26 protein-coding genes are annotated in these 26,260 nt (G+C 69.4%); 12 read left to right on the top strand and 14 right to left on the bottom strand.

The genetic code is table 11. The features are described from left to right. Nucleotides 1-69 precede the first annotated feature (69 nt). Both ACSQ14_RS19670 and ACSQ14_RS19675 read left to right on the top strand, forming a co-directional pair. Nucleotides 70-594 (top strand): glycine cleavage system protein R, encoded by a 525-nt coding sequence (locus tag ACSQ14_RS19670; protein ID WP_436015934.1) that lies wholly within the window; start codon nucleotides 70-72, stop codon nucleotides 592-594. Between the two features lie 175 nt (nucleotides 595-769). Then, nucleotides 770-1,714 (top strand): LysR substrate-binding domain-containing protein, encoded by a 945-nt coding sequence (locus ACSQ14_RS19675; protein WP_436015935.1) that lies wholly within the window; start codon nucleotides 770-772, stop codon nucleotides 1,712-1,714. A 16-nt stretch (nucleotides 1,715-1,730) separates the two neighbouring features. On the opposite strand, the gene ACSQ14_RS19680 is transcribed toward ACSQ14_RS19675, so the two are convergent. From ACSQ14_RS19680 to ACSQ14_RS19720, 9 genes are all read right to left on the bottom strand, one after another. Continuing rightward, the gene (locus tag ACSQ14_RS19680; RefSeq protein WP_436015936.1) at nucleotides 1,731-3,488 is read right to left on the bottom strand and encodes an ABC transporter ATP-binding protein; all 1,758 of its coding nucleotides are present in this window, start codon (nucleotides 3,486-3,488) and stop codon (nucleotides 1,731-1,733) included. A gap of 105 nt (nucleotides 3,489-3,593) precedes the next feature. Next, the gene (locus ACSQ14_RS19685; RefSeq protein WP_436015937.1) at nucleotides 3,594-4,328 is read right to left on the bottom strand and encodes a class II aldolase/adducin family protein; all 735 of its coding nucleotides are present in this window, start codon (nucleotides 4,326-4,328) and stop codon (nucleotides 3,594-3,596) included. Nucleotides 4,329-4,351: 23 nt separating this feature from the next. Then, nucleotides 4,352-5,497: an LLM class flavin-dependent oxidoreductase gene (locus tag ACSQ14_RS19690; RefSeq protein WP_436015938.1), complete on the bottom strand. Its 1,146-nt coding sequence runs from the start codon at nucleotides 5,495-5,497 to the stop codon at nucleotides 4,352-4,354. Between the two features lie 17 nt (nucleotides 5,498-5,514). Continuing rightward, nucleotides 5,515-6,513 carry an LLM class flavin-dependent oxidoreductase gene (locus ACSQ14_RS19695; protein WP_436015939.1) on the bottom strand — a complete coding sequence of 333 codons (999 nt, stop codon included), beginning with the start codon at nucleotides 6,511-6,513 and terminating at the stop codon, nucleotides 5,515-5,517. Then, nucleotides 6,510-7,646 (bottom strand): ABC transporter substrate-binding protein, encoded by a 1,137-nt coding sequence (locus tag ACSQ14_RS19700; RefSeq protein WP_436015940.1) that lies wholly within the window; start codon nucleotides 7,644-7,646, stop codon nucleotides 6,510-6,512. Before ACSQ14_RS19700 ends, ACSQ14_RS19695 begins: the two co-directional genes overlap by 4 nt. Then, entirely contained in the window at nucleotides 7,643-8,449 is an 807-nt protein-coding gene (locus ACSQ14_RS19705) for an ABC transporter ATP-binding protein (protein WP_436015941.1), read from the bottom strand. The genes ACSQ14_RS19700 and ACSQ14_RS19705 overlap by 4 nt, the downstream gene beginning before the upstream one ends. A 17-nt stretch (nucleotides 8,450-8,466) precedes the next feature. After that, nucleotides 8,467-9,261: an ABC transporter permease gene (locus tag ACSQ14_RS19710; RefSeq protein WP_436015942.1), complete on the bottom strand. Its 795-nt coding sequence runs from the start codon at nucleotides 9,259-9,261 to the stop codon at nucleotides 8,467-8,469. Between the two features lie 10 nt (nucleotides 9,262-9,271). Continuing rightward, complete coding sequence (locus ACSQ14_RS19715) at nucleotides 9,272-10,117, bottom strand: ABC transporter permease (protein WP_436015943.1); 846 nt, start codon at nucleotides 10,115-10,117, stop codon at nucleotides 9,272-9,274. 13 nt (nucleotides 10,118-10,130) lie between these two features. Next, a complete protein-coding gene (locus tag ACSQ14_RS19720) occupies nucleotides 10,131-12,512 on the bottom strand; it encodes a TonB-dependent receptor (protein ID WP_436015944.1) in 2,382 nt (793 codons plus the stop codon). 416 nt (nucleotides 12,513-12,928) lie between these two features. Here ACSQ14_RS19720 and ACSQ14_RS19725 point away from each other — a divergent pair, with 416 nt between their 5' ends. Then, nucleotides 12,929-13,972, top strand: coding sequence for an ABC transporter substrate-binding protein (locus tag ACSQ14_RS19725; RefSeq protein ID WP_436015945.1), 1,044 nt, complete (start codon nucleotides 12,929-12,931; stop codon nucleotides 13,970-13,972). Between the two features lie 94 nt (nucleotides 13,973-14,066). Here ACSQ14_RS19725 and ACSQ14_RS19730 read toward each other — a convergent pair whose 3' ends face one another. The 3 genes from ACSQ14_RS19730 to ACSQ14_RS19740 form a co-directional block, all read right to left on the bottom strand. Then, nucleotides 14,067-14,327 carry a hypothetical protein gene (locus tag ACSQ14_RS19730; RefSeq protein ID WP_436015946.1) on the bottom strand — a complete coding sequence of 87 codons (261 nt, stop codon included), beginning with the start codon at nucleotides 14,325-14,327 and terminating at the stop codon, nucleotides 14,067-14,069. A gap of 2 nt (nucleotides 14,328-14,329) precedes the next feature. Next, the gene (locus ACSQ14_RS19735) at nucleotides 14,330-14,485 is read right to left on the bottom strand and encodes a hypothetical protein (RefSeq protein ID WP_436015947.1); all 156 of its coding nucleotides are present in this window, start codon (nucleotides 14,483-14,485) and stop codon (nucleotides 14,330-14,332) included. 509 nt (nucleotides 14,486-14,994) lie between these two features. Next, nucleotides 14,995-16,065, bottom strand: coding sequence for an alpha/beta fold hydrolase (locus ACSQ14_RS19740; protein ID WP_436015948.1), 1,071 nt, complete (start codon nucleotides 16,063-16,065; stop codon nucleotides 14,995-14,997). Between ACSQ14_RS19740 and ACSQ14_RS19745 the strand changes: the two genes are divergently transcribed. Beyond that, the gene (locus tag ACSQ14_RS19745) at nucleotides 16,064-16,237 is read left to right on the top strand and encodes a hypothetical protein (RefSeq protein ID WP_436015949.1); all 174 of its coding nucleotides are present in this window, start codon (nucleotides 16,064-16,066) and stop codon (nucleotides 16,235-16,237) included. The two genes, ACSQ14_RS19740 and ACSQ14_RS19745, sit on opposite strands and share 2 nt — an antisense overlap. A gap of 13 nt (nucleotides 16,238-16,250) precedes the next feature. Then, a complete protein-coding gene (locus ACSQ14_RS19750; RefSeq protein WP_436015950.1) occupies nucleotides 16,251-16,958 on the top strand; it encodes an EthD domain-containing protein in 708 nt (235 codons plus the stop codon). A gap of 16 nt (nucleotides 16,959-16,974) precedes the next feature. Here ACSQ14_RS19750 and ACSQ14_RS19755 read toward each other — a convergent pair whose 3' ends face one another. Together ACSQ14_RS19755 and ACSQ14_RS19760 are read right to left on the bottom strand one after the other, a co-directional pair. After that, nucleotides 16,975-18,084, bottom strand: coding sequence for an amidohydrolase family protein (locus tag ACSQ14_RS19755; RefSeq protein ID WP_436015951.1), 1,110 nt, complete (start codon nucleotides 18,082-18,084; stop codon nucleotides 16,975-16,977). Between the two features lie 204 nt (nucleotides 18,085-18,288). Continuing rightward, nucleotides 18,289-18,882 (bottom strand): methyltransferase family protein, encoded by a 594-nt coding sequence (locus ACSQ14_RS19760; protein WP_436015952.1) that lies wholly within the window; start codon nucleotides 18,880-18,882, stop codon nucleotides 18,289-18,291. 280 nt (nucleotides 18,883-19,162) lie between these two features. On the opposite strand from ACSQ14_RS19760, the gene ACSQ14_RS19765 reads away from it, so the two are divergent. Genes ACSQ14_RS19765 through ACSQ14_RS19795 form a run of 7 tightly spaced genes read left to right on the top strand, consistent with a single transcriptional unit; the run spans nucleotide 19,163 to nucleotide 26,198 of the window. Next, the gene (locus ACSQ14_RS19765; protein ID WP_436015953.1) at nucleotides 19,163-20,467 is read left to right on the top strand and encodes a cytochrome P450; all 1,305 of its coding nucleotides are present in this window, start codon (nucleotides 19,163-19,165) and stop codon (nucleotides 20,465-20,467) included. Next, entirely contained in the window at nucleotides 20,464-21,471 is a 1,008-nt protein-coding gene (locus tag ACSQ14_RS19770; protein WP_436015954.1) for a sulfotransferase, read from the top strand. The genes ACSQ14_RS19765 and ACSQ14_RS19770 overlap by 4 nt, the downstream gene beginning before the upstream one ends. Then, nucleotides 21,468-23,255, top strand: coding sequence for a fatty acyl-AMP ligase (locus ACSQ14_RS19775; protein WP_436015955.1), 1,788 nt, complete (start codon nucleotides 21,468-21,470; stop codon nucleotides 23,253-23,255). The genes ACSQ14_RS19770 and ACSQ14_RS19775 overlap by 4 nt, the downstream gene beginning before the upstream one ends. A gap of 14 nt (nucleotides 23,256-23,269) precedes the next feature. Further along, nucleotides 23,270-23,566: an acyl carrier protein gene (locus ACSQ14_RS19780; RefSeq protein WP_436015956.1), complete on the top strand. Its 297-nt coding sequence runs from the start codon at nucleotides 23,270-23,272 to the stop codon at nucleotides 23,564-23,566. 25 nt (nucleotides 23,567-23,591) lie between these two features. Next, on the top strand, nucleotides 23,592-24,746 hold the full coding sequence (locus tag ACSQ14_RS19785; protein ID WP_436015957.1) for a macrolide family glycosyltransferase: 1,155 nt from the start codon (nucleotides 23,592-23,594) through the stop codon (nucleotides 24,744-24,746). After that, on the top strand, nucleotides 24,739-25,617 hold the full coding sequence (locus ACSQ14_RS19790) for a hypothetical protein (protein WP_436015958.1): 879 nt from the start codon (nucleotides 24,739-24,741) through the stop codon (nucleotides 25,615-25,617). Before ACSQ14_RS19785 ends, ACSQ14_RS19790 begins: the two co-directional genes overlap by 8 nt. Beyond that, entirely contained in the window at nucleotides 25,614-26,198 is a 585-nt protein-coding gene (locus ACSQ14_RS19795; protein WP_436015959.1) for a GNAT family N-acetyltransferase, read from the top strand. The genes ACSQ14_RS19790 and ACSQ14_RS19795 overlap by 4 nt, the downstream gene beginning before the upstream one ends. Nucleotides 26,199-26,260: the final 62 nt, after the last annotated feature.

Below are 26,260 nucleotides of genomic sequence, written 5' to 3' on the forward strand. Positions count from 1 at the left end.
GCCGGTCAGCACGCCCGGCGACCCGTCCACATCGGTCTTTTGCCCGCATCGTCTTTTTGAGAGTCGCCTATGGCCACGTTGATCTTGAGCGTAATCGGCAGCGACCGGCCGGGCCTCACCCAGGCGCTCGCCGCCGCGGTGCTCTCGGCCGGCGGCAACTGGCTCGAAAGCCATCTCAGCCAGCTCGGCGGTCTCTACGTCGGATCGGTGCTGGTCGAGCTTGAGGCCGACAGCCTTGAGAAGCTGCGTGCGGCGGTGCGCGATGTGGACGCCCAGGGCCTCGAGGTGCGCATCGCGCCGGCGGTCCAAGGGCCGGGCGCCGCGGGCGACGTGGTGCAGTTCAGCCTGGTCGGCCAGGACCGGCCAGGGATCGTGCACCAGGTGACGGGAATCCTGAGCGGCCTCGACGCGAACATCGAGGCCTTCGACACGCGCATCAGCGTGGAGCCCCACTCCGGCGCCCCGCTGTTCCACATGGAAGCACGTCTGCGACTGCCGCCGACGCTGCAGGCGGAGGCGGTTCAGGCCGCGCTGGAGGAAATCTCGGCCGAGATCATGGTCGATATCTCGCTCACGCCGGCGGCGGCGGGCTGAGCGGGAGCCTGGCGCCGCACGCCTCGCGCTACGACGGCCGATAGAAAATCTGCCTTCCTAATTCCTATTGCCACGCTAGGAAAACTACCTCTGGAGTTTTCCTCGTGCCGCACCCGCGTCGTCATCATCGTGGCCATAGACCCGAGCCGGCGCGCCCGCGAACGGCGGCCGCGGCATGACCGACACGAGGTCGCCGGCGGAGCGGATCCCCGCCCTGCAGTCGCTACGCGCGTTCGAGGCGAGCGTCCGGCTGAAGAGCCTGACCCGCGCGGCCGAGGAGCTCGGCGTCACGCCGAGCGCGATCACCCAGCATGTCCGCGCGGTGGAGACCTGGGTCGGGGCGCCGCTGTTCCGGCGGACCGGCCGCTACATCATCCCCACCGACGCCGCCGAAGCGGCGATGCCGAGCCTGCGCGAGGGGTTCGACCGGATCATCGAGGGCGCGCAGCTGCTGAAGGGGTCGGACCGCAAGGGGCGGGTGATCTCGATCTCGACCACGCCGGCGTTCGCCTCGAAGTGGCTGCTGCCGCGGCTCGACCGCTTCCGCGCGCTGCACCCCGAGATCGAGGTCTGGGTCGCCGCCGACATGAAGCTGATCGACTTCTCGACCGCCGACGTCGACCTGGCGGTGCGCTATGGGCCTGGCGGCTATGACGGGCTGGTGGCCGAGCAGATCCTCAGCGAGGCGGTCGTGCCGATGGCCGCGCCGGACCTGGCGGCGGAACTGGCGGTGCGCGCGCCGGCCGACCTGCTGCAGGCGCGCCTGCTGCACGACACCGGCTCCGACGGCGATCCCAGCTGCCCGTCGTGGCGCAGCTGGTTCCGCACGCGCGGCGTGGACGACCTGCGCAGCCTCGACGGTCCGCGTTACAGCGACGCCAGCCTGGTGATCGACGAGGCGATCGCCGGGAAAGGCGTGGCCCTGGTCAAGCGGACGCTGGCCGACCGCGACATCGGGGCCGGCCGCCTGACGCCCTTGCTGCCGGACGTGACCCCGGTGAAGTTCGTCTACTGGCTGGTCTGGCCGCGCGGCCGCACCCTGCTGCCGCCGGTGCGCGCCTTCATCGCCTGGATGAAGGCCGAAGCGCTGGGCGACGTCGCCGACGGCGCCGGGATCTGACCCGGCGCCGTCGGCCTCAGGCGACCTCGGCCAGCCCGGACTGCAAGGAATGCAGCCGCGCGTAGAGACCGTCGCGCTTGCCGACGAGGCTGGCGTGGTCGCCTTCCTCGCGGACCTGGCCCTCCTGCATGACGACGATCTTGTCGGCGCCGACGATGGTGCTGAAGCGATGGGCGATCACCAGCGAGGTCCGGCCGGCCATCAGCCGCTTCAGGCCCTCCTGCACCAGCACCTCGGATTCGGTGTCCAGCGCGCTGGTCGCCTCGTCGAGGATGATCAGGTGGGGGGCGCGCAACATGGCCCGGGCGATGGCGATCCGCTGCTTCTCGCCGCCGGAGAGCCGCACGCCGCGCTCGCCCACCAGAGTGTCGTAGCCGTCCGGCATGCGCGAGATGAAGGCGTCGGCGTGCGAGGCGCGCGAGGCGATGATCACTTCCTCCGGCGTCGCCCCGACCTTGGCGAAGCTGATGTTGTCGCCGATCGAGTCGTTGAACAGGGCGATGTCCTGCAGCACCGCGCCGATCTGGCCGCGCAGCGAGTCCTGGGTGAAGCCGCGGATGTCCTGGCCGTTGATCAGGATCTGGCCCTCGCCGGGGTCGTAGAACCGCATCGCCAGTTTGATGATCGTCGATTTCCCCGAGCCGCTCGGGCCCACCAGCGCCAGCGTCTTGCCGGCCTCGGCGACGAAGGACACGTTGTTCAGCGCCGAACGCCGCTGTCCCGGATAGGTGAAGCTCACATTGCGGAACTCGACGGTCGAAATCGGCCCGGCGTCGACCGCGCCGGGAAGGTCGACCACGGTCGTGCGCGCATCGAGCAGTTCGACCAGGCGTTCGGCCGCCGCATCGGTGTCGCCGGCGCTGTTCACCAACCGCGCGATCGGCTGGATGGCGTTGATCACCTGCTGGGTCAGCACGAACACCAGCAGAATGTCGCCCACCGTGTGCTGGCCGCTCAGGGCGCCGCGGGTGACCCAGGCGATCGCGCCGACCACGACCAACGAATTGACCAGGTTGACCAGACCGGCGGAGCGTTGCTCGATTCCGGTCTCCTCGCTGCGCACGTCCCACCACTCGGCCTGGACGTCGTCATAGCGCCGCTGGACCGCCCGCTCCCCGGCGAAGCTGCGCACGGTGGTGATCTGGCTGACCATCTCGTTCAAGAGGCCGCTCATCTTGCCGACCAGGCTGTTCCACTTGCGGCGCAGCGGCTTGGTCTTCTTCACTGAGTAGAACGAGGAGATCAGGTTGAAGGGGATCAGCGCCAGCATCAGCAGGCCCACGACCGGCGCCTTCACCAGCAGCACGATGGTCCCGAACAGCAGTTGCAGGATGCTGGCGAGCGCCCCCTCCGACAGCTGGAACAGCCACTGGGTGATGGTGATGGAGTTGCCGAAGCGGTCCATCACGTCGCCCGTGCGGGTACGCTCGTAGAAGTCCAGCGAGAGCCGGGTCATGGTCTCGAACACGCGGCGACGCAGGGTGCTGATCGAGTGCAGCCACAGCTGGTCGGATTGATGCTCCTGCCAGACGCCGCCGAGGGTGACGAACAGCCGGACCAGGGCGAACAGGCCGACCGCCCACAGCGCCGCGTTCACCGCCTGCTCCGGCGTGACGCGGTGGGCGTGCAGGCCGGCCACCGTGTCGACGATGTGCCGGAAGATGTAGGGCGTCGCCGTCGCGCCGAGCCCCAGCACCGCGCTCGAGGCGATCAGCGCCAGGATCCGCCCGCGATACTCCGGGATCAGCTGGATGACTTTCCAGATGTTGCTCATGTGCGCGGTACGCGACTCCGAAGAAGGCTCGGCCTGCTTCCGGCCGGCCTGAACAGGAAGGATGCGGTCGGACGACGGGGAGGACGCCGTCCGACCGAGGCGCCGCTACTCAGCGGCCGCCGGGTGGTGGATGCGGCCGTCCTGATCGACGATGGCGTCCTTCGGGACCAGGCCGCTCATCCGCCACTGTTGCTGCAGCACGCCCGGGCCGAGCGGCTTGGAGCCGCCAAGGCCCGCGGCCAGCACCTGGAACTGCGCGCCCTCCTCGAGCAGCAGGATGCTGTCGGCGAGCGCCAAGAGCCCTTTCTTGCCCCAGACGGTGGCGCCGCCGTTGGCCTCGACGATGCCGGGGATCTCGGCCTCGACCTTCAGCTGGTCGAGGATGAACTCCACCTCGGGCTGGCGGCGGTCGATGTAGACCGGCAGCTCACGCACGAAGCGATGGCGCTGCACCGGCACATACAGGAACGGCAGCGTGCTGTGCGCCTGCGCGTAGGCCCCGAGGTAGGGCGTGTGGATGTGGCTGATGGTGGTGACGTCCGGATGCTCACGGAACAGCTTGGTGTAGCGGCCTTCGCCGCCAGGACCGCCCTTGCCGAGATAGACCGTGCCGTCGAAGCCCACGACCGAGGTGCGCACCTCGTCGAGGTCGTCACCCCACGGGCCGGTGTAGCCGAGGTTGATCAGCTTCTCCTCACCGGGGATCCGGTGGGTGAAGGACAGGGTGCCGCTGGCCGAGATGGTGCGGGTTTCGCGCAGCACGCGGAACGCCTTGCGGGCGTCCTTCTGCGCCTGAAGCACGTGGGCCAGGGCGTCGGGGGAAAGGCCTGGTTGCGACATGGAAGGTCTCCGGGGAGGGCCGCCTATTCGGCGGCGATGGACAGGGGAGAGCGGCGGCCGCGGACGAGAGGCAGGACCTCCTCGCCGACGCGCAGCGCTTCTTCGAGGTGGGGCACGCCAGCCAGGATCAGGCCGCCCACCCCGAGGTTGATCAGGGTGTCGATCCGCTCGGCGGCGGTCTCGTAGGAGCCGACGATGCCGAGCGGCGTGCCGTTGGCGCCGAGCACCTGCAGGCCCGAGAAGAAGCCGTCGATCTGCAGGTCCTTGGGGTCCTTGTCGCGCGACGGCCGCAGGTGTTCGGGGACCGGCGAGCCGACCGCGTCGCCGCGGCGACCGCCGGCGGTGCGCTTCTCGTAGGCGTCCCAGTCGTTGTTGGCCCAGCCGCGGCGGACCTCGGCCCAGGCCTCCTCCTCGGTGCGGCGCGCCAGCACGTTGAGCCGGATCGCCGGCTTCACGTCGCGGCCGTCCTTGGAGGCCAGCTCCTGCACCCGGCCGAACTTCACCTTGAGCTTTTCCAGCGGCTCCATGTGGGTCAGGTTGAAGTCGGCGTGCCTGGCCTGGGCGGCGAGCGCGGCGTCCGACGAGCCGGCGAAGTAGAGCTCGGGCCGCACCTGGCCGGCCAACGGCGCCGGCAGACCGGCGTCGTGGACGTTGTAGAACTTGCCCTCGTAGGAGAACGGGCCGCCGTTCCACACGCCTTCGAACACGTCGAGGAACTCGGTGGTGCGCCGATAGCGGTCGTCGTGGGCGATGCGGTCGCCCCACCACAGCTGCGCCGGGCCGCCGCCGCCGGTGATGATGTTGAACAGCAGCCGCCCGCCGGACAGCCGCTGCAGGCTGGCCGCCGCCTTGGCGGCGTAGACCGGATTGATCCACGGCGGCTGGAACGCGACCATGAAGCGGAAGGTCTTGGTGTAGCGGGCGATCGCCGAAGCGATCACCCAGGGATCGTCGGTGTGCGGGAAGGACGGGATCAGCGCCCCGTCGAAGCCGGCGATCTCGGCGGCGCGGGCGATCTCCAGCAGGTGTTCGTGATAGGGCGACGGGTCGAGCACACCCGGGGCCTGGTGGCCGGGCGCGAGCGCCGTCCAGTCGCCGCGGGTGTCATTCGGCAGGGCGACGTCGGCGCGATCGCCGTGGGTCGGCAGACGCCAGTGAAACTGAACCATTCGAGCCTCCTCTTGCGTCAGGCTGATTTGCGCTGGCGATCGCCGCGGCCCGGCAGGCGCGGCAGGATGTTCTGGGCGACGCGGTAGGCCTCCTCGAGGTGCGGCCGCGCGCTCAGCAGGAAGGTCGTGAAGCCAGCGGCGTGGTATTCGCCCAGCCGTTCGGCGACCTCGGCAAAGCTGCCGACGAGGGCCGGATCCGGCGCCCCGTCCGGCCAGCGTTCGAGCCCGGCGGCGAGCGCCTCGTCGCGGTCGTGGCGGGCGACCAGCTCGGCCTCGAGGCCGAACCGCAAGGTGCGGCCATGGTCGGCCGCCGCCTCCCGCGCCTGGGCGACCCGGCGGGCCAGCGTGTGCGGGCTGTCGGGCTGGAAGATGTGCACCTCCGCGTGCCGCGCGCTGAGTTCGATCGCCAGGTCGCTGTCGCCGGAGAAGTGGATCTCCGGCAGCGGCTGGCCGGCGAGCGGCGGGGCGAAGCCGCCGTTCAGCACCTCGTAGTACTGGCCTTCGTAGGTGAACGGCCCCTCGGTCCAGACGCCCTTCAGCACGGTCAGGAACTCGTCGAGCCGGGCGATCTGCTCGGCCTCGCTCCAGCTGTGGCCATGCCAGGCGCCGGCCGGGGGCTCCTCGACCGCGAAGTTCAGCACCAGCCGGCCGCCGGTCAGGCGCTGGAAGCTGGTGGCGATCTTCGCCGTGTAGACCGCGGACAGGAAGTAAGCCGGCAGCTGCGGCGCCAGCCGCACCCGGCGCAGCTCCCGCGCCAGCGAGCCGGCGACGATCAGCGGCTCCTCGCCTTCGGCGGTCTGCGGGATCACCACCCCGTCGAAGCCGGCGAGCTCGGCGGCCCGGGCGACCTGCGCCAGGTGGTCGAAGTAGGTGAAGCGGCGGTCGCGCCCGTCGAGGCGGGCGACCGGGAAGGGCTTGGCGGGCACCCCTTGATGCTCGCCGCGGCTCCAGTCGGCCTTGCGGGGGCTGCGTCCGTCGCCGTCGGCGGGCAGACGCCAGTAGACGTCGACGCTCATGTCAGTGACTCCGTAGAGGTTCGGGTGGCGTTGTTGACCGGCCCGCCGAAGCTCTTCGGGCCGGTCCAGTAGTCGTTGAGCGCAAGCTCTTTCAGCGCGTTGCGCACGAGGCTGTCGTCGAGCAGCGCGTCGACGTCGATGTCGCCCTGGATGATCCCGTTCTTGCGGGCGAAGGCGACGGCCTCGCGGTAGTGCTGGTAGAGCTCCTGTGGGAACAGCGGCGACCAGCGGTCCTTCCAGCTGATGTTGGTCTCGTCGTAGGTGCGTCGGACGATCCGCTCCGGCGTGCCGTTGCGGGTGCCCAGGAGGATGATCTCCTCCTTGTTCTCGGGCTGGGAGACCCAGTGGGCCGCCTTGACGTAGGCGTTGACCACCAGCTGGGCGATCTCCGGCTGCTGCTCCAGGTGCCGGCGCGCCGCCCAGAAGCCGCCCCAGCTCTTCCAGCTCAGCGGCTGGTCGGCGGTCGACCAGATGACCTTGGCGACGCCCTTGTCCTCGAGGCTGAAGGGCGAGATCGTGAACAGGCCGTCGACGCCGCCGGTGGCGACCGCCGCCGACCCCGCCTCCGGATTGATGTTGTAGATCTGGAAGTCCTTGTAGCTGAGGCCCTTGGACTCCAGCAGGCGCAGCAGCGGCAGCTCCCACGGCCGGCCGCGGTGGATCGCCAGCCGCTTGCCCTTCAGGTCCTCGATCGAGCGGGCCGACGAGCCCTTCGGCGCCACGAGATAGGACTCGCTCGGGTTGCCGGGGACGACGAGCTTGGTCTTTCCCGAAGTGTTGCTGGCGTTGAGGATGATCGACGGCAGGTCGCTGTAGCTGGCGAACTGCAGCTGATGGTTGGCGAACGCCTCGTTGACGATCGGGCCCACCGCCGCGTTCGGCGCCGGGAACCACTCCAGCTTCACGTTGCGCTTGGCCAGCTCCTCGCGCAGCCAGCCCTGCTTCTCGATCGCGTAGTCGACGCCCGACAGCCGGACCTGGTTGCCGACGTAGGACGAGACGACCGCGATCTTCAGGGTCGAGCCGCTCGGATCGCCCGCCTTCTTGCCGGCGCCGCACGCGGCGACGCCAAGGCCCAGGCCGCCGATCAGGACGCTGCGGCGCAGCAGGCCGCCTGAAGAGGTGACGCTCATCGGACAGCTCCGTCCATCAGGTCGGCCAGCACCTCGTCGCGGACGGCGTGCAGGGCGGGCGAGGCGCGGTCGCGCGGGTGGGCGAACGGCACGTCGACGATCCGCCGGATCCGGCCGGGATGGGCGTCCATGATGACCACCCGGTCGCCGAGGTAGACCGCCTCCTCGACGTCGTGGGTGACCATGATCATGGTCGCCTTCTGCTGCAGCCAGATGCGCTGCAGCTCGGTCTGCAGATGCACGCGGGTCAGCGCGTCGAGCGCGCCGAGCGGCTCGTCGAGCAGCAGCACCTTGGGCTTGCTGACCAGGGCGCGGGCGATCGCCGCGCGCTGGGCCATGCCGCCGGACAGCTCCTTCGGATAGGCCTGTTCGAAGCCGCTGAGGCCGACCAGCTCGATGTGCTCGGCGACCCGCGCGGCCTTCTCCTGACGGGTCAGGTCGTGGTTGATCAGGGCGAAGGCGACGTTCTCGCGCACCGTCATCCACGGCAGCAGCGACGGGTCCTGGAAGATCAGGCCGCGGTCGAGGCTGGTGGAGCGGATCGCCTCGCCGTCGAGGCTGATCTCGCCGCTGAAGCCGCCTTCGAGGCCGGCGATCAGCCGCAGCAGCGTCGACTTCCCGCAGCCGCTGCGCCCGACGATGCTGACGAACTCGCCCGGCGCGAAGCCGAGGTTGACGTCCTGCAGCACCCGCAGCGGCTTGCGGTCGATGACGTAGTTCTTGGAGACGTTGCGGACCGCGAGCGTCTCCTGCCGCGGCGGCGCAGGCGCCGGATGGAAATCGATGATGTTCAGCGCGGTCATGGGACCTCCTCGAGAGCTCATCGGACGCTGCGCCAGCGCAGCAGGCGGTTGGCCGCCAGGTTGACGACCTTGGTGGTCAGGAAGCCGGTGACGCCGATCACGGCGACGGCCAGCACGACGACGTCCATGCGGAACGCGGCCTGGCCGTTCAGCATTAGGTTCCCCAGGCCGGGGCCGGGGTTGAAGAACAGCTCGCTGCCGATGGAGCTCAGCCAGGCGAAGGCCACGGCCTGCAGCACGCCGGTGATGATCGACGGCAGCGCCCCCGGCAGGGTGATGTAGCGAAGGGTCTGCCAGCGGCTGGCGAGGAAGATCCGACCGACCGCCAGATGGCGCGCGTCTGCGTTCTTCACGCCCTCGTAGGTGTTCAGCACCGTCGGGTAGAAGGCCGCCAGCGAGATGACGAACAGCTTCGAGGACTCGCCGTTGCCGACCCACAGGCTGATCAGCGGGATGTAGCCGAGCACCGGCACCTGGCGGATCGCGTGGTAGATCGGATTGATCAGCGCGTCGGCGAGCTTCCAGACCGCCATCACTGCGCCCAGCGCGATGCCCGCCAGCGCCCCCACGAACAGCCCGACGCCGGTGCGGCCGAGGCTGGCGACCCACGAGCTCCAGAGCTCGCCGCTGGCCAGCGCCTCGACCAGCCCCTGCCCCACCTGTTCGAGCGGCACGAAGACGTAGGAGTGCACCTCGTCCCGGTGCGCCAGGATGTTCCAGGCGGTCAGCGCCAAGAGCGGCAGCACCAGGCCGCGCAGGCCCGCGGCGCGCTCGCGCCAGGTCTTATGAGTATGAATGACAGCGTCGCTCATCGTCCGCTCCTCACCGCGCACGGGCGGGCGTGAGCGCCCGCTCGCCGGCCCGGAAGGCCTTGTCGAGCGCGAAGCCGATGACGCCCGTGAGCACCACCCCGACCAGCACGATGTCGATGCGGAAGGTCTGCCGGCCCCACTCCATCAGCTGGCCGAGGCCGCTGTCGGCCACCAGCAGCTCGGCGCCGACGAGCACCATCCATGAGCGGGCGAGCGCGATGCGCAGGCCGGCGACGACCGGCGGCACGACCGCCGGGGCGACGACCTTCAGCAGCAGCGCGACCGGACCGACGCGGAAGATCCGCCCGACGTCGAAATAGACCTTCGGGATCCCGCGCACGCCCTCCAGCGTCGCCAGCGCCACCGGCATGGCGGTGGCCTTGGCGACCAGCACGATCTTCACCGTCTCGCCGACGCCGAAGATCATGATGAAGGCCGGGATCAGCGCGATCGTCGGCAGCTGCCGCATGATGTGGAAGCTCGGCAGGATGTAGGCCTCGGCCTGGCGCGAGAGGCCCATCAGCGCGCCCAGCGAGATGCCGATCGCCGCGCCGATGGCGTAGCCGACGCCCAGCCGGCTGAGGCTGCCGGCGAGGTGATCCGGCAGTTCGCCGCTCGCCCAGAGATCCAGGAAGGTCCGCCACAGGACCTGCGGCGGGACCACGATCTCGGCCGGGAACAGGCCGCTGGCGCTGAGCGTCGTCCAGGTCGCCAGGATGATCACCGGCGGCAGGAACAGCGTCCAGCGTCCGCCGCGCGCCGACGCCGCCGGCGCAGCCGCCGCCGGCGCTGGGCCTCGGCGGCGCAACCAGGGGACGCCCCGGGCTGCGCGCAGATCGACCTGGAGGATGCTCATCGCCTTCGCTCCGTCAGAAGGTGGTACTCAGGGAGACGACCCAGCTGCGCGGCCGGCCCTGCCGGGCCGCCGAGCCGTTGTTCGACGGCGCGATCGCGTGGATCAGGTATTCCTTGTCGAAGGCGTTCTGGACCGAGGCCGACAGCCGGTGCTGCCGCTCAGGCCCGAAGGTCAGCGCCGCGCCCGCATTCACCAGGCTGTAGCCGCCCTGTTCGAGCGTGTGGTCGAACTCCAGCGTCGGGCTGAAGTACTGCTTCGACAGGTAGCGGTACTCGGCGTTCAGCTCGAGCGCGCCCCACGTGCCCAGATCGAAGGTGTAGCTGCCGCCGCCGGCGAAGGTGAACTCCGGCGCGCGGGTGAAGGTGTTGCCGCTGGGATCGATGGTGGCGTTCACCAGCCCGAGCCGCGGGTAGTTGATCCCGGTCTGGATCGGGAAGTCGGTGTACTTGGTGCTCAGGTAGCCGGCCGCGACGCGCAGCCGCAGCGGGTCGATCGGATTGGCCTCGAAGGTCGCCTCCAGCCCCTTCACCCAGCCGGCGGCGTTGGAATAGCCGTTGCCGACGGTGGCGGTGCTGTTGGTGTTGGTGCCGCTGGTCGGCAGGATCACCAGCACCTGGATGCTGGGATAGTCGTAGTAGAAGGCCGCGAAGTTGGCGGTCAGCCGCCCGTCATACCAGCTGGTCTTCAGGCCCAGTTCGTAGGTGTGGATCTTCTCCGGCTGGTACTCGAAGATCTGGACGATGTTCGGCGACACCGAGTTGTTGCGCCGGTTGTCGAACCCGCCGGACAGGTAGCCGTAGCTGTAGTGGAAGTAGCCCAGCGCCCGGTCGGTGAACTGGTACTGCGGGGTGATGTCCCAGGTGAAGCTGTCGTAGGTCTTGTCGGTGCTGGCGACCGAGTTGGTCACCAGCGGCGAGGACACCGAGGTCTGGCGCCACCACTCCTCCGGATTCGAGAACGTCACCGCGCCCGTGCCGACGGTGAACGACTGCGAGAAATCCTTTTTCTCGGTCGTCCAGCGGCCGCCGGCCGTCAGCTTGAAGCGGTCGGTGAAGGCGTAGGTGGCGCTGCCGAACAGCGCGAAGCTCTCGGTGTCGGTGTGGGTCCAGTTGTCCGAATAGCTGCGGCTGGCGACCGGCGCGGTGTAGACGTTGAGGTTCCCGGCCCAGGACTCCGAGGTGGTCTCTTCCTTGAAGTAGTAGCCGCCGGCGATCCAGTTGAAGCGGTTCTCCGCCGACGAGGCGATGCGGATTTCCTGGCTGAACTGGCGGTCCGGCGTGCGCTGGCGCGAGACGTTGTTGCGCAGGGGGATCGCCGTGTTGCCGTCGGCCCAGCGCACCAGCTTGTTCGCCTCGTAGGCGGTGATCGAAGTGAGCTGGAGGTCGTGCGGGAGCTTCCAGTTGATCCGCAGGAAGCCGCCGTCGTTGTCGATCTTCTGGCGGCCGACGCTCGCCGCCCAGGAGTAGCCGTAGGGCAAGGGGTTCGACGGGCTGGTGTAACCCTGGTTGAACACCGGGTTGTTGACCGGCGCGATGTAGAGGTCCGGGAGGATGTAGGACGCCGTCTGGTCGCCCTCGTAGCGACGGAGGTGGTAGTTGAGCAGGACTTCGAGATTGTCGTTCGGCGTGAACAGCAGCTGCGCCCGCAGCGCCGTCTCGTCGTTCTCGCCGATCCGCTTGGCGTCGCGCTTGTCCCAGGCGGTGAAGCTGGGCGGGGAGGCGTCGCCCGCGTAGACGTTGCGCTGCCAGCCGTCGTCCTGGTTGTGATAGACCGACAGCCGCCCGGCCAGCAGGCCCGGGACGATCGCGCCGCTGACGGCGCCGTCCACGCCCCACTCGCCGAAGCTGCCGGCCAGGGCGCGCGCATAGCCGCCGGTGTCGAAGCTGGGCGCCTTCGAGACGTAGCTGATCGCCCCGCCGGTGGTGTTCTTGCCCCACAGCGTGCCCTGCGGCCCCGACAGGATCTCGACGCGCTCCAGGTCGAACAGCGGGAAAGCCTGGGCGTAGAAGTTGGCGATGTAGACGTCGTCGCGATAGACGCCGACCGGGCTGACGCCGTTCGGATCGGTGTTGTTGGTGCCGACGCCGCGGATGAACCAGCGCGGGCGTTCCCGGCCGTCGGTGGCCGCGGCGTTGACGTTCGGCGCGAAGGCGACGATGTCCTGCGCCAGCCGGATCTGGTCGCTCTTGCCGATCGCCGTGCCGGAGATCGCCGTGATGGCGATCGGCACGTCCTGCACGTTCTCTGCGCGGCGCCGCGCGGTGACCACCACGTCCTCCAGCACCAGGGCCTCGGCGCCGTCCGCCGCATCGACGGCGCCCGCATCGACGACGGTCGCGTCGGCGGCGTGCGCGGCGCTGGCCGCGATCAGGGTCGAGAGCGAAAGGCCGGCCACAAGCACCTGACGGCGGGCCCGGACGGACCGGCCGATCGCGGCCCGTTCCGCCAAAGTCGTTCGCAACATTTGGTTCCCCAAGTTCTCGGATGCCGGCGTCCGGCCCGGATGGGAAAGCTGTTGAACTCTGCTCAACCTCGACCCGTGGACAGCGCCGTTTTTTGCTGCCCGGACGCTAGGGCCTGGGCCACCGGCGGCACAAAGCAGCAGCGCTCAATCGACGTTTAAGTCCACCTAATTAGTAGGATTTAATGACGCAGCATCTGCATGTTTTAGTTGATGTTTTTTCGCCGGATTGGCCGACTTGCGGGCCGCGGCGCGGGTCAGCTCGCCTGGACAGAAGCGCCGCGGCGCCGGCTATTCGGCGAACTCGCGGCGCACCACTGCTGGGTCGCCCGCCCCCGGAGGACCTCGCCTTGACGACCCTGACCTCTCCCAAACCCGCCGTCCGCGACAGCGCGCCGTCCCAGGCGCTGGACCAGGTCTGGTTCACCCGCTGCCCGGTCCCGACGGCGACCGGTCTGGCCTATAAGCTCGGCTGGCTGGAGCAGGAGTTTGCGACCGACAAGCTCCCCGTGCAGACGCTGCAGGAGCGCGCCGGCTCGGAGCTGCGCCGGCACCACTATGATCACCAGCTGCCGTCGCTGATCCGCGAGGGCGGCAACCTGCTGGCGATCGGCGCCCGCGCCCAAGGGGCGCCGACCCGCCTGGTCGGCCTGACCTGGATCGACGAGCACCAGGCCATCCTGGTGCGGCCGGACAGCGGCATTCTGGAGCCGAAGGACCTCAAGGGCCGCAAGCTCGGCTTGCCGACCTGGATCGACCACCCGATCCCCAGCCATCAGCGCGGCAGCAGCATCGCCCGCGGAATGTCGCTGCACGGCTACAAGGGCGCGCTCAGCTACGCCGGCCTCGGGTTCGACGACGTCAGCTTCGTCGAGGTCGACGCCGGCCTCTGGGCGCTGCAGGCCCTGGCCGACGGCGACGTCGACGCGGTCTACGTCAAGGGCGCCGCGGCGGTCGACGCCGCCCGGCAGCTCGGCCTCGTGGTCGGTATCAACCTCGACAAGCTGCCCGAGCGGCGCTTCCGGGTGAACAACGGCACGCCGCGGCCGATCACCGTCCATCAAAGCCTGATCGAGGACCACTTCGACGTCCTGGTCCGCTTCCTCTATCAGACGCTGCGCGCGGCCGACTGGGCGCGGGACAATCTGGGCGGCGTGCGCGCGGTGCTGGAGAGCGAGACCCGCGGCAGCGCCGCAGCCGTCGGCGAGGCCTATTCCGACGACGCCCTGCGCAGCCTGCACCCGACGCTCGACGGCGAACGTCTCGCCCTGTTCGAGCAGCAGAAGAAGTTCACCTGGATCCACGGCTTCAGCGACAGCGACTTCTCGCTGGACGAGTGGATCGACGAGCGTCCGCTCGAAGCGGCGCGGAAGCTTCTGGCCGACCGCCGCTGACCGGCGCGTCGACGAGCGGCGATGTCGTTCGCCGCTCGTCGAAGACGCGGGAGCTCACAAGCTCGCCTAAGGGGTAGGCGAGCCGCAGAGCAATTTAGCGTCCGACGACCGTGATCTCTTTGATCATGGTCTGGACTGCGGGCTTGGCCCCGACGTTCCACATCAGCTTCAGATAGGAGAGGGTCTGCGCCGCAGCGTCTTCGAACTTCCATTCGCAGTCGTTGAAGCGACAGCCTTCGAACTGCGGCAGTTTCCCGCCGGAATAGACCAGGCGGCAGGATGCGAATTCGCAGTCGGAGAAGGTCTCTCCGTCCAGCGATACGGTCTGGTGGTTGTAGCTGGCGCCGACTTGCACGGTCAGTTCTCCTCTTTGGTGGACGGCGCGGCTGGCTGCTCGGCGGCTGCGGCCTCGTCGCGCTCCCGCTGCTTGGCGGCGGCCTTCTCGGCGGCCTTGGCGGCCTTGGCGCGGTCGCGCTCCATCCGCTCGAACTGGTAGTTCGGCTTGCGAGCCATAGGTTTTCCTTCCGTCTGGAATTTAGTTCAGCGCCTTGCACTGCTCACGCCCGGCGGCCAGTCCGCTCCGGCGGTTCCTCGCGGAAACGCGCATCGGCATGTATCGGAGGTCTCGCCCTATTCGGGCGATTGCGTAGGCGCAGCGGCGGACTCTGGCGCCACGTCCGCCGTCGTCGGCTTGAGATGTAGGATCGGACGCGGCCCGGTCCTTGCGGACGACGCGAGCGGCCGAGCCTTGGGCGGGCTAACGGGAAGTCGCCCGCGGGGGCGAATAACAGTCGTGAAAGACATTTTGCTCCGGAGGTAGGGCGGCGCCCTTTGACTCGCCGTGACGGCGGTCTCTTGGTCGGGGGCCGCAAGGGCGGCTCGCGGCTCGAAGACCGCGGCCAGGCGGCGATAAGCGTAGAAACGAAATGGCCGCCCTGCTTACGCAGGAGGGCCATAGCAGAACGGCGGGTGCGGGGACAGGGTCTGATCGGTCGCGACAGCCGTTTCCGTTGTCCGCCGCGTCAGAGACGGTCGACGTCGATGACCGCCTGGGCGAAGGCGGCGGGCGCTTCCTGCGGCAGGTTGTGGCCGACGCCGCCGCCGATCACGCGGTGGACGTAGGCGCCGGTGAACTTCTTAGCGTAGGCGGCGGGCGGCGGGTGCGGCGCGCCGTTGGCGTCGCCTTCCAGGGTGATGGTCGGGACGCCGATCGTCGGCGCAACCGCCAGCCGCTGTTCCAGGGCGTCGTAGCGCGCCTCGCCCTCGGCCAGGCCCAGGCGCCAGCGGTAGTTATGGATGACGATCGCCACGTGGTCGGGATTCTGCAGCGCCGCGGCCGAGCGCTCGAAGGTGGCGTCGTCGAAATTCCACTTCGGCGAGGCGAGCCGCCAGATCAGCTTGGCGAAGTCATGACGGTTCTTGTCGTAGCCGGCGCGGCCGCGGTCGGTGGCGAAGTAGAACTGGTACCACCACTGCAGTTCGGCCTCGGGCGGCAACGGCGCCTGACCGGCCTGCTGGCTGCCGATCAGGTAGCCGCTGACCGAGACCAGCCCCTTGCAGCGCTCCGGCCACAGCGCCGCGACGATGTCGGCGGTGCGCGCGCCCCAGTCGAAGCCGGCGAGGATCGCGGTCTTGATCTTCAGGGCGTCCATGAAGTCGACGGCGTCGACCGCCAGCGCCGCGGGCTGGCCGTTGCGGACGGCGTCGGCCGACCGGAAGCGCGTGGGCCCGTAGCCGCGCAGATAGGGCACCAGCACGCGGTAGCCGCGGCTGGCCAGCAGCGGCGCGACCTCGGCGAAACTGTGGATGTCGTACGGCCAGCCGTGCAGCAGCAGGACGGCCGGGCCGTCGGCCGGGCCCAGCTCGGCGTAGGCCACGCTGAGGGGGCCGGCGTCGACCTGCTTGAGCGGGGCGAATCCGCCGCCGCCTGGCGTCCCGGCCGCCGGAGGGGCGGGACGCTGCGCCGGCGGGGCCGCCTGGGCCGCGCCGACGCCGAGCGCTGCGGCGGCGGCGGCGGCGGCGGCGATCGTCGCGCCGCCGAGCAGGCGGCGACGGCGCTCATCGATCTCATTGGAATGGGATGACAGGTCCATGGTCCATCGCCTTCTTAAGGAACACCGCAGGCGCCATCTCCGCTCGGACGGGACCCAGCGCCACATCATGGATATCACCGGCGCCGGCGGCTACACCTTCGGCACCGCTCGCGATGATGAAGCAATGGCGCCGCTTCCGGTGTTCAGGGAAGCTGACCTGACCGACGCCTGAGAGGAACCGCCCGATGCCCTACAAGCTGCTCTACTTGGCGCGTCGCGCGCCGACGGTCGCCTGGGAAGACTGGCCGCGCACCTGGAAGTCGCACGCCATCTTCGCCAGCCAGTTTCCGGCGATGGCGGGGACGATCGACTGGATGCGCTACACCACCCGCGTCGACGATCCGGCGCTCGCCGACCTGCCCGTATCGACCGCGCACGACGGCGTCAGCGTTGCGGAAGCGCCCGAACTTGCGACCTTTCAGGGCAAGGGCTTCTCGCCCGAGCAGCGGGTGCTGATCGACCAGGACGAACTGCGCGTCTTCGACCGCTACACGCCCGAGTTCAGCTTCTATTGCACCGAGACCCGGGTGCTCGACGGCCCGGTCGGCGAAGCGGCGGTCTTCCGCTTCCTGCGCCGCAGGGCGGACGTCTCGCGCGAGGCCTTCGATGCGCACCTGAAGGGTGAATTTGCGCGGCTGTGCAAAGAGGCGGCCGACACGCTTGGCGCCCAACGCTGGGCGCTCAACTCGACCCTCGACGCGCCGCCGACCGACTTCCCGTTCGAAGCGATCGAGGAATGCTGGTTCCCCAGCATCGCCGACGCCGCGCGCGCGCTGACCTCGCCCACGATGCTCAAGCTGGTCGAGGACGCCGCGAAGGTCTGCGACGCCGAGCGCAACATCACCATGCTGACGCGGCCGACCCACGCCTGGCCGAAGCCGCCGAAGCCGTAGTCCGCCGGGGCGGCGATCAGCCCGCTGGGCGCAGCGGTGCGAGATCGATCCCGTAGAGCTGGGCGGCGTTGCCGTAGATCACCTTGCGCGCGCCCGCCTCGGTAATGTTCGGCAAGCCGGTGAACTGATCGACCGCCGCGCGCAGCCAAGAGAGAGCGGTCTCCGGGTGGGGGTAGTCGACCCCGATCATCGCATTGCCCGTGGCGACAAGCTCGCGCTCCTGACCGTCGTCGAAGGCGGCGGCGACGCCCTGGGGGTACGGGAACGGCGACACGCCCATGTAGATGTTGGTCCGCAGGTAGTCGCTCGGTCGGCGACGATAAGGGCGCGTCTGGCCGCCCCGCCCCGCCGCAGCAGCCCAGTCGTCCCCGACAAGGTCCCGCCGGTCCAGCAAGTCCATCACCGGCCGCAGCCACCAGGCCTCGGTCTCCACATAGGCCACCTTGAGGTCAGGAAAGCGATCGTACACCCCGCCCAGGATAAGCTGCCACAGCGAGCGCCCGGAAAAGAACGAGTGCTCGGTGGCGAGCACCAGGAAGGCGGCCAGGCCGCTCGGCCGGTAGTGCGGCGCGCCGACCCCGCCGTGCTGGCTGATCGGCAGCCCGGTTTCGACGCAGGCCGCCCAAATCGGGTCCAGCGCAGGGTCGAAGAAGTAGCGGGAGCCCGGCGCCTCGGGAACCAGCGGCGGCATCAGTATGCCGACGAACCCGTTTTTCTTCGCGGCGTGGATTTCCGCCACCGCGGCGTCGACGTCGCCGAAGTGCACCAGCGCCTGCGCAAACATCCGTCCCGGGACCTGCGAACAGATGTCAGCGAGCCAGCGATTGTAGGCCCGGTGGCCCGCCCGGATCGCCTCGGCGTCGCGCTCGCCGTCGCTGAAGGGGGTGGCGCCGTTGGGAAACACGACCTCGGCCACCACGCCTTGCGCCTCAAGGGCGGCGACCCGGCGTTGCGGGTCCCACTGCGCTTCCTCGCCGTGCGCAGCGTGCACGAAGTCGGGCGTCCGCTCGAAAGGCTTCACCCAGTCGTCGTACCGGCCGCGCCACTGCGGATCGAGGTACTCCCGGTAGCGCGCCCAAGGCGCCTTCACATGTCCATCGACGGAGATAATGCCAACACGCGCCATCGGACTGCCCTCCCTTGCGGCCAGGCTCGGCACTGGTCGCTGTAGGGTACGCCCGATGACCAAGGAACGGCATTAAATTCGACTTCTGAACCTTCCAGCTTCGCGGTGGAGCTGCGCCAGGAGCGGAAATCGGCGCGGCTCCTGAAACTGCAAGCTCAGCCGCTTGGAAACGGTCCGAAGGTCATCGCGGCCCGCGGCGCGCGCTCAGGTCCTGAATTTCGGCCAGAAGCGTCCGGCCTGCGCTTGAAAGGCGCGATACTCGCCGGCGAGCGGGCTCTGCATGAACTTTGCTTCCTCACGGCTCGAGGCGTCCCAGTAAAGCGCGAAGAAGAACGCCGGCACGAGCCCCAGGACGAGTTCACCCGAGCCGATCCAGCCGGACGTGAAGGCCAGCAGATAGGCCAGGTAGAAGGGGTGACGCACGCACGCGTAAGGCCCTTTGCGGTTCAGATGCTCGGGCGTGTCCGTGTCGTAGGCGAGCGTCAGCGGCTGGGCGCGATTGGCCCGTAGCGCCGCGAAGAACAGGGCCAGCGAGACGACGAACCCGGCGATCCCGACATAGAGGCCCACGCCGTCCGCGGCCTTCGGTCTGGACAGCGCATACAGCAGGATGGCGTAGGCCGGCGGCGACGTGCGCTTGATGACCTGCAGGCCGACGCCCGGTTCGCCCTTCATGCGGAAAAACCGCACGGCCGCCCAGATGAACGACGCGAAGTTCGCGATCGCCAGGCCAAGTAGCAGGACTTGCGGAAAACTCATGCGCGCGCTCCTCCAGCGAATCCTGGCGTTTCTGCTCAACTATCGATAGCCCAGTCGCGGCAGATAACACCGGTCGTAGAAAGCCTTGCTGTAGCGACGGCAACCGTGTACGCGCCAGCCGCAGGCGACGTGGGGGCGTGCGCCGGCGGCGCGGTGACTCGTTCCCCGGACGGCGATTCCTGACGGCGGCTATCGCCATGTCGTACAGGAACAGCCCTGCGTGGATCACTACGTCAGCTCCTGCCCCGTCCGCTCCGCCGAAGCTTCGCCGGAAGAGGCGACTGTCGCTCCCGGTGCGGGCGCACGCCCGACCGCGGCCTTGCCCGACAGCCTCATGCCGTTCTGCGCGGCGCCGCACCAGTTCCTGCTGGATACGGCGCTCAAGGCCGACCCGCGTTTCCGGATGGGCGACGAGACCTTCCTCGTGCTGTCCGATCCGGCGGCGGTCCATGCCGTGCTGAACGGCAAGTTCGACGACTTCGAGAAGGGGGCGATGGTCGAAATCCCCCGCACCTTCCTGCACGACGGGATCATCATGGTCGAAGTCCCCGAGTGGACCGACCAGCAGAAGATGATCGCGCCGCAGTTCGCCGGCCGGCGCATGCGTCAGCTCGAACCCGTCATCGCCGATCTGGTGACGCGCCAGATCGACACGTGGGCGGCCCTTCCCGCCGGCGAGCCGGTCGACCTCCTGGCCGCCACCAACCGGCTGGTGTTCGACATCGTGGCGACCGGCATGCTCAGCATCACCGACCCCGCAGTCGCCGACGCCGTGTTTGAGACCCTGGTCGAGCTCGACAGCACCGAATCCGTGCGTCTCCACTATCTCCTGAAGCGCTTCGGCGGCGGCCAGGGCGGCTTTGGGCGCAGTTCCTACGCCCAGGCCATCGAGCGCATGCAGCGCCTGGCGGCGGCCATCGCCGACGAGCGGCTCGCCCGCGCCACGCAGCCGGACGATTTCGTCGGCGGCGTCATGGCGACGGCGGCGTTCGCCGCCTTCACGCCCGAGCGCAAGCGCGCCTTCCTGACCGACCAGATCTCCACGATGCTGACGGCCGGCTACGTCACCACCGGCGAGACCCTCTTCTGGGGGCTGTACCTGCTGGCCAAGCATCCAGCCCAGCAGCAGCGCGCCCGGGCGGAGATCGCCGCGAACACCACCGCCATGAGCGGCGCCGTGCCGTTCGACGCGCCACCCTTCCTGATGGCGGCCTTCAACGAGAGCCAGCGCCTGTATCCAGCGGTCTGGTTCCTGGGCCGGGTCGCACGCCGGGACGTGCGTGTGGGCGACATCGACATCGCGGCGGGCACGCGCGTGATGTGCAGTCCCTACGTGCTGCACCGCACGCCGACGCTGTGGCCGGACAGCGACCAGTACCGGCCGGAACGTTTCCTGCCGGGCGCGAGCCACCCCGTGGCGCCTCGTTCCTTGATCCCGTTCGGGACCGGCATGCGCGCCTGCGTGGGACGCGGGCTCGCCCTGATGGAGATCAGCGCCGTGGCCTGCATGACGCTTTCGCGTTTCGAGCTCGAACTGGTGTCCGACGCGCCGATCGAGCTGACCGGCGCCTTCTCCATGCACCCGCGCGACACGGTGATGGTCCGGCTGAAGCCGCTGGCATGACGGTCACCCTCCAGCACCATCCGCTCGTCGCCGACGCGGCCTACCGGGACGAGTGGCGCGCTTACGAGCGCGACGCGGGACCGTTGGTGTTCCTCGTCGGCTGCCAGCGCTCGGGCACGACGTGGCTGCACCTGCAACTCGCCCGTAGCGGGGCGTTCCGCTTCCTCAGCGCCTACGACGTCTACGCCAACGCCAGCGGCGCGCTCGTGCACAATCATCGGCTCGGTCTCGGCGCCGAAGCGCAGGCGGCTTTCGAAGCAAGCCTTGCCGGCGGCGATGGCGACCGTGGCATCGATGCGATCCCAGCGGGCGCCGACACGCCCGAGGAATACGGCCTCGTCATCGGCGAGGGCGACCTTCGCTATGACCAGCCGGACACCACGCCGCGCACCCTGCCGCGGCTGCGCGAACTCTGCGCGAAGAAGGCGCTTCTCGAAGGCTGCGAGCGGCCGCTGCTGCTGAAGTCGCCGCCGGACTATCCGGCCGCCCTTCCGCTGCTGGCCGAAACCTGGCCCGAGGCGCGCTTCGTCGCCATCCAGCGGCATCCGCTGCGCACCCTGCAATCGCAGGTCGATGCCTGGCGCCAGCTGGTGCTGCGCAAGAACCGGTACCTGCTGCTGCTCGAGCGGGGCTACCGCGATCTGTTCAACGATCCGCGGCGACGCATGCAACAGGGCCTGTTCCTGCATTCGCCTGCGGGCGTCGCCTGGCTCGCCGACAGCATTCTGCGGGCGCATCTCGGCTTCATTCAGTGGCTCGACGCCAATCCGGGCGCCAACGTCCTGACGCTGCGCTACGAAGACATGTGCGCCGCCCAGGGCGCGGCCTTGGCGCGCATTGCGCAGTTCCTCAACGTGGAGGCGCCCTCCCCGGCGCTGGCGCTGGCGCCGGCGCCGCGTGAACGCCAAGTGGCGGCGGATGTGCTTGCCGCCTACGAAGTGCGCCGTGACGCCTTCGCGCCGTTTCTCCAACGCTTCGGCTACGATGGAGCGCCCGCGGCGTGACAGCTTCCTCCACGGCCGCCGTCATCGAGGCCGCCGTTATCGAAGACGATTGTGCGCCGCCGCTGGTCGGCGAGCGCCTGCGGCGCATGGCGGCCGAAGATCCTGGCAAGGTGCTCTACACGCACCTCTCGTTCGACGACAAACCGCCGGTCCGCCTCACGCGTGACGAGACCTGGCGACGGGCTTGTGCGCTCGCCGCCGTGCTCGACGCGCGCGGGCTGCGCCAACGGCCGGTGCTGCTGCTCTATGCCGCCGGCCCTGCGTTCGCGCCTGCGTTCCTCGGGACCCTGCTCGCCGGGGCCATCGCGGCGCCGGCGCCGGTCCCACAGTTCGCCGCGCAGTTCGACCGGCTCGGCCGCATCGTGGCCGACTGTCAGCCCGGCGCGATCCTCACCACCGGCGAGCTGCAGGCGAAGATCCTGGCAAAACTGCCGGCCGACTCCCCGCTGCACGCCTGCACCTGGCTGACGACCGACGCCGCCGACTGCCCGGAGCCGGCGTTCGAACCGGCGCCGGTGGCGCCGTCGGATATCGCGCTGCTGCAGTACACATCCGGGTCGACGTCCGATCCGAAGGGTGTCGCGCTGAGCCAGGCGAACATCGCCTACAACCTCGACATGCTGGCGGAAGCCTTCCAGCCGGAAGGGGCGGCCCGCATCGTGTCGTGGCTGCCGCACTTCCACGACATGGGGCTGATGGCCGGCATCCTGGGGCCCATGGGCTGCGGGGGCGAGTCCATCCTCATGTCGCCGCAGGCCTTCCTGCTTCGGCCGCTGCGCTGGCTGCAGGTCATCTCCGACCATCGCGCCCAGATTAGCGGCGCACCCAACTTCGCCTACGACCTCTGTGCGCGCGCCGCGGACAAGGGCGAGCAGGCCGCGCTGGACCTGAGCTGTTGGCGCAGCGCCTTCGCCGGCGCCGAGCCGATCCGCATGGCGACGCTCGAGGCTTTCGCCGACCGCTTCCACGCCCAGGGTTTCGCGCGCTCGGCGCTGACGCCCTGCTACGGCATGGCGGAGGCGACCGTGCTGGTCACCTGCAAGCCCGCCGGCGCAGCGCCGACCACCTATATGCTGGCGCGCGAGGCGGCTCAGCACGGCCACGCCGAACCCGCCCAGGACCAGATGGGGCTCGTGTTGACGGGGTGCGGCTATCCGGCGACCGGCACGGAGCTGCGCATCGTCGACCCGGAGCAGCGCCTCTCCTTGCCGCCCGGCCGCATCGGCGAAGTGTGGATCGCCGGACCGCAGGTCGCGCGCGGCTATTGGAACCGGCAAGGAGACCACAATCCGTTTGGCGCGCAACTCGGCGTCGCGGACGGCCGTCGTTGGCTGCGCACCGGCGACCTCGGCTTCCTCACCGCGGCGGGGGAGCTCGTCTTCGTCGATCGCCTCAAGGATCTGATCATCGCCAACGGCCAGAACTACGCCTGCCACGACCTTGAGCTGACGGCCGCCGCGAGCCACGCCTTGCTGTCCGCCGACGGCTGCGTCGCCGTCGGCGTCGAGGTCGGGGCCAAGACGCATATCGCCGTCCTCGCCGAGCTGCCGTCGAATGCGCTCGAGAGCGCCGAGCAGGTCGCCTCGTCGATACGCTCGAGCCTCTTCTCCACCTACTCGCTGGCCGTCGGCACGATCGCCTTCGTGCGGCCGCGGAAACTGAGCCGCACGACGAGCGGCAAGCTGCAGCGGCGGCTGTCGGCGCGACGCCTGTCGGACGGAACGCTGCAACCGCTCGCCCAATACGGCGATCCATTGCCCGCCATTTCTTCAATCATTGCCTGAGACGACAGACCATCATGAGCGAACAAGATCCCGCGCTGCTGACCAACGCCCAGCTTGCAGCCACCCCTGCGAGCGAGCGCGTGCGCCGCGTCGAAGCCTACCTGTTGGCGTCGATCCGCGCGCTGCATCCAGATACGCCGGTCGACGTGTCGTGCCGGCTTGCGGATCTCGCGATCGACTCCCTTCAGGTCGTCGAACTGAAGTTCGGGCTCGACCAGGTTCTCGGCCAGGAACTCGACGTCGAACTGATCGTCAGCAATCCCACGGTCGGCGAACTCGCGGCCAACAGCGTCAGCGCCGCGGGTCTGTGACCTAGCGGCGAGACGGAGAGGGCCCGTGCGCGTCGTCCATTTCGGTTTCCCCCTGCGCGGTCATACGACGCCGAGCCTGCCGATCGTTGCGGAGCTGGTGCGCCGCGGCGTCGAGGTCGACTATCACTCGACGCCGGCCTTCAAAGGGCTCGTTGAAGGTGCAGGCGCCCGGTTCGTCGCCTATCCCGCCGGCTGCGAACGCCTGACCGCGCCGGTCGATTCAGCTGAACATCTCGCAGGCATCCTGACGGCGGCCGAAAACATGCTGCCGCCGTTGCTCGCGGCGCTCGAGCCGCGTCCCGACCTCGTGCTGTTCGACGCCTCGGCGCTGTGGGGCGGCATTCTCGCGCGGCGGCTCGGACTTCCCTGCGTGGCCTCGATCACGACCTTCGCGCTGAACCGCACGATGCTGCAGATGCTCGGCGCGCCGCCGCCGGCGGCTTGGTCAAGGCCCGCATTCAAACGCTTGAACGACGAGTATGGCGCGAACTTCCGCGACCATCTCGACGTGGTCGTGCCCGTCGCCGATCTGAAATTCGTCTACACCGCCCGCGCGTTCCAGCCGACGGGCCGGTTCTTCGACGAGAGCCATCTCTTCCTCGGGCCGCTGGTCGACCGACGCCCGCGCGATGGCGCCTGCGCGCAGGCGGCGGGCGCCAGGCCGCTGGCCTACGTCTCGCTGGGGACGATCTTCAATCGGGACCACGGGCTTCTGCTGCGCATCAGTGAAGTGCTGGCCGCGCGCGGCTGGCAGGTGATCGTCTCGCTTGGCGACGCCGCCGCGGCGCAGCAGCAGCGGTGGCCGGAGCATGTCCAGGTGCACGCCTTCGTCGACCAGATCGGGGTGCTGGCGCAAGCCCAGCTCTTCGTCACGCACGGCGGCATGAACAGCGTGTCGGAAGCCCTGTCGCATGCCGTGCCGATGATCGTGATCCCGCAGGCGGTAGACCAGCATCTCGTCGCCAGGCAGACGGCCAACCTCGGCGCCGCGGTCGTCATCGAGCGCGATGCGGTGTCGATCGAGAGCCTCACAGCGGCGCTCGCGCGCATCGAAGGCGACCGCGCCGCATTCGACACCGCGGCCGCACGCCTGCAACGCAGCTTCACCGAGGTGACGGCGGTCGCCGACGCGGTCGACCAGGCGCTCGCCCTGCGGCATCGGGCGCCGCACCATGGCTGAAACGTTCGCCGCCCCAACGGCGCAAGCGCGCGAAGCCGCCGCCTTCGCGGCGCTGATCGACACGGCGCGCCGGCGGCAGCAGGCGGCCTACGCGAAATCGCCGCAGACGCCCCGCTTCCTGCTGGAAAGCGCCCAGTCGATGGCCGCGCACATGGCCATGTCCGAACGGCGCATGCAGGACTGTCTTTCGCCGATGGCGCTCTGGCAGCTGTACCTGCCGTCTGCGCTCGGCGCCGCCACCTGGGACTTCGCCGCCGTGCGCGAACACATGCCGTGGTCCTACGAGCGGGTGCGCGCGGCGCTGGCGGCGCTGGAGTCGCGGCCGCAAGTGGTGAGCACCGCCTTCCACATGGCGGCTTTCCCGCTCGTCTGCGTGCTGATCGGCGCGGTGTGGCGCGACATGCACGTCGGTCCGCTGCACCTGCTGGTCGCCGGCCGCAACATGGCCTGGTTACGCCTCGACGCTAACCGTTGGGTCGGCGACGCCGTGCAGGTGCTGAACACCAATCCCTCTGGGCTGCGCCAGCTCATGTCGGGTCTGAAGACGGGCTCCATCCGGAGGCTGCTGATCCTGGCCGACGGCCCCCAGGCGCCGGGCGCCCCGGGTACCCGCGCGCTCGAGGGCGTCAGTCCGGCGCTGGGCATCCGGACGACCTTGCTGGCGAAGATCCACGCGCTGGGCATCCCGCTGGCGCCGTTCACCCATGAATGGGAGGCCGATCGCCTGGTCGTAACGCCACGCCCTGCGCTGGATCCCACGACGCTGAGCGATACCGGATCGATCGACGCCGTGGTCGGCCACGTCGAAGAGCTGTTGCGCCGTCATCCCGAGCAATGGCTGAACTGGAGCGCGGCGAGGATACGCACATGAAGGTCGACAGCGCCGGAGACGCCGGCCTGATCATCTGCGTCGCCACGTCCGACGCCGAGCGCGAAGAGTGCTGCGCGTTGCGCTACCGCGTGTACGTGGAAGAGCAGCAGAGGTGCTCGACGATCGCCGATCACGAGCGCCGGCTCGATCGTAGCGCCGACGACGCCAGCGGCGTCTTCTTCGCCGCGCGCGTCGACGGCGTCCTGGTCGGTACGGTGCGCGTGCACCACGGCGCCACGACCGACATCCCGCCGTTCATCCGCCGGACCTGCATGTTGCCGGAGACGGACCCGCTGCCGACGGTCGCCGCGATCGGCAAGCTGGCGGTCGATCCGGCGCATCGCGGCAACAACACCGTCGTCATGCTGCTGCGCGCGTGCCATGCTTGGCTGAATGCGGATGGACGCGCCACGCAGCAGTTGTTCATCGTCGCGTTCGACATTCCCAAGCTGCTCGTGCTGTACCGCATGCTCGGCTTCAAGCCGGTCGAACCCATGACCAGCCACATGTCCGAGATCGGGCCGGTCGTTCCGATGGTGGCGATGATTGGCGCCAGGCGGCCTGAGAGCGTGCCTGCCTAGGTAAAGCGCCAGGCGCTTGCTGAACGACCGCCGCTTGCGAGCGCAGCGATGTCCGGCCAGGA

The organism is Phenylobacterium sp. LjRoot219 (assembly GCF_964252995.1).
Lineage (GTDB): Bacteria > Pseudomonadota > Alphaproteobacteria > Caulobacterales > Caulobacteraceae > Phenylobacterium.